This window comes from Nodosilinea sp. LEGE 07088 (assembly GCF_015207395.1).
Lineage (GTDB): Bacteria > Cyanobacteriota > Cyanobacteriia > Phormidesmidales > Phormidesmidaceae > Nodosilinea.
Map to the genome: position 1 here is coordinate 1 of NZ_JADEWX010000364.1, position 1,618 is coordinate 1,618.

The window sequence follows — 1,618 nt, forward strand, 5'->3', positions numbered from 1 at the left end:
GCCCCAGCTCCCGTGGCCCCTCCGGCTCCGCCACCGCTTGTGGCGCCCCCTCCGATTTTAGAAGCGCCCCCGCCTGCACCGGATGACGAGTAGAGAATTACCTCTTGGGGTCGATTTTGTCGGGTGCTTACCGTCGTAGGATGATAGGCGTATAGTTTGGGAGACAATAACGCTATGCCTATGACGGACTTGTTTGCGGTTGTCGGTGGCGGTCTACCGTCTAGCTTTGTGCTGGTTTACGCAGTTGGTTTCTTGGCGGCGGTGGTGATTGGCTCGATCGCCTGGTATAACTCCAAGCGCCCCGCTGGCTGGGAAGACAAAGAAAAGCCTGACTTTGTCCCTACGGTCAAGTCTGAAGAGGGTGAAGACAGCTAGTTGAGGGGACGGACGGCTGAGTCAATCGATCACTCGCAGCCTTCCCTGGCGAATGGCATCGAAAACCCGCTGGGCAATGGCGTAGTCTTGGTTGCTGAGGGTGGGTTGACTCAGTAACCTATTCATGAGCTCGCGCTGACCTTGGCGGCTGATGCGGCGATCGGCAAAGATTTGATCAACGATGGCTTTAAGCGATTGGCTAGTGGGTTGAGGCATAGTGACGACCTGATTGATTTGGGGCAATTAATCGGGGCTATATTTACTATCACCTGCAGCCTGTAATTACACCGTGATGGCATCCCCAGGTCGGCATGATCCTCGGCTGGTCTGGGGGTGATGGTTTCCCCTATGGAAAGTGGTTTAAATCACGTCAGCAGGTGATGGTCAACGATCTTCTTCCCGGAGGGGAATGAACCTACACCCCGCCCAGGAGGGGTGGGTCAGGTGATTTGGCGGCTGCGATCGCTGCGGTAACGCAGGTATTCGGCTAGCCCCACCAGCAGGGCTGACCCGAGGATGAGCACCACGCTGAGGGCGTTGATGTCGGGTTTGACGCCAGTACGCACCCGACTAAAGATTTCGATCGGTAGGGGGTTGGCCCCGCCCCCGGCGGTAAAGCTGGAGATCAGTAGATCATCCATGCTGAGCACAAAGGCCAGCAGACAGCCCGCTAAAATGCCGGGTGCGAGCTGGGGAATGAGTATTTTGAGCAGCGCCTGGGTGGGGGTGGCCCCGAGGTCGAGGGCAGCTTCTTCGAGGTTGGGGTCCAGGCGCTGGAGGCGGCTGGCGACCACCACCGCAATGTAGGCCAGACAAAACACCATATGGGCGGCAATGATGGTGCCCAGACTGAGGGGGATGGCCACCGAGACCAGAAAGACCAGGGTCGCCACGGCGATCGCAATGTCGGGCACAATCAGCGGCAGGTACGACACCCCCCGGTAGAGCGCCTTGCCCCGAAACCGATAACGGGCCAGGCCGATGGCCATCAGAGTGCCCAGCACCGCCGAAATCGCCACCGCTACGATGGCAATGGTGAGGCTGTCTTGCAGGGCCGATAGCAGGCGGCGATCGCTAAACAGCGATCGATACCAGCGCAGGCTAAAGCCTTCCCAACCGGCGCTGTAGCGCGAGTCATTAAAGCTATACACCCCCAGCACAATGATGGGGAAGTACATAAAGGCGTACATCAGGGCGGTGAAGAGGCTGGGCCAGGTGAGGCGGGGCATGGGTGGGGAAGGGG

Annotated in this window: 3 protein-coding genes; 1 reads left to right on the top strand and 2 read right to left on the bottom strand. The window is 59.0% G+C overall.

Annotated features, from left to right (window positions below; all coding sequences use genetic code 11):
- Nucleotides 1-174 precede the first annotated feature (174 nt).
- Nucleotides 175-375 (top strand): photosystem II assembly protein Psb35, encoded by a 201-nt coding sequence (locus tag IQ254_RS31000; RefSeq protein WP_278000410.1) that lies wholly within the window; start codon nucleotides 175-177, stop codon nucleotides 373-375.
- Nucleotides 376-396: 21 nt separating this feature from the next.
- On the opposite strand, the gene IQ254_RS31005 is transcribed toward IQ254_RS31000, so the two are convergent.
- Both IQ254_RS31005 and IQ254_RS31010 read right to left on the bottom strand, forming a co-directional pair.
- A complete protein-coding gene (locus IQ254_RS31005; RefSeq protein WP_193969978.1) occupies nucleotides 397-591 on the bottom strand; it encodes a hypothetical protein in 195 nt (64 codons plus the stop codon).
- 224 nt (nucleotides 592-815) lie between these two features.
- Nucleotides 816-1,604, bottom strand: a complete 789-nt coding sequence (locus tag IQ254_RS31010; protein ID WP_228041265.1) for an ABC transporter permease — start codon at nucleotides 1,602-1,604, stop codon at nucleotides 816-818.
- Between the last annotated feature and the right edge of the window lie 14 nt (nucleotides 1,605-1,618).

Coding starts and splice junctions, on each gene's coding strand:
- IQ254_RS31010 (WP_228041265.1), bottom strand. CDS start 1,604: ATGCCCCGCCTCACCTGGCCCAGCCTCTTCACCGCCCTGATGTACGCC.
- IQ254_RS31000 (WP_278000410.1), top strand. CDS start 175: ATGCCTATGACGGACTTGTTTGCGGTTGTCGGTGGCGGTCTACCGTCT.
- IQ254_RS31005 (WP_193969978.1), bottom strand. CDS start 591: ATGCCTCAACCCACTAGCCAATCGCTTAAAGCCATCGTTGATCAAATC.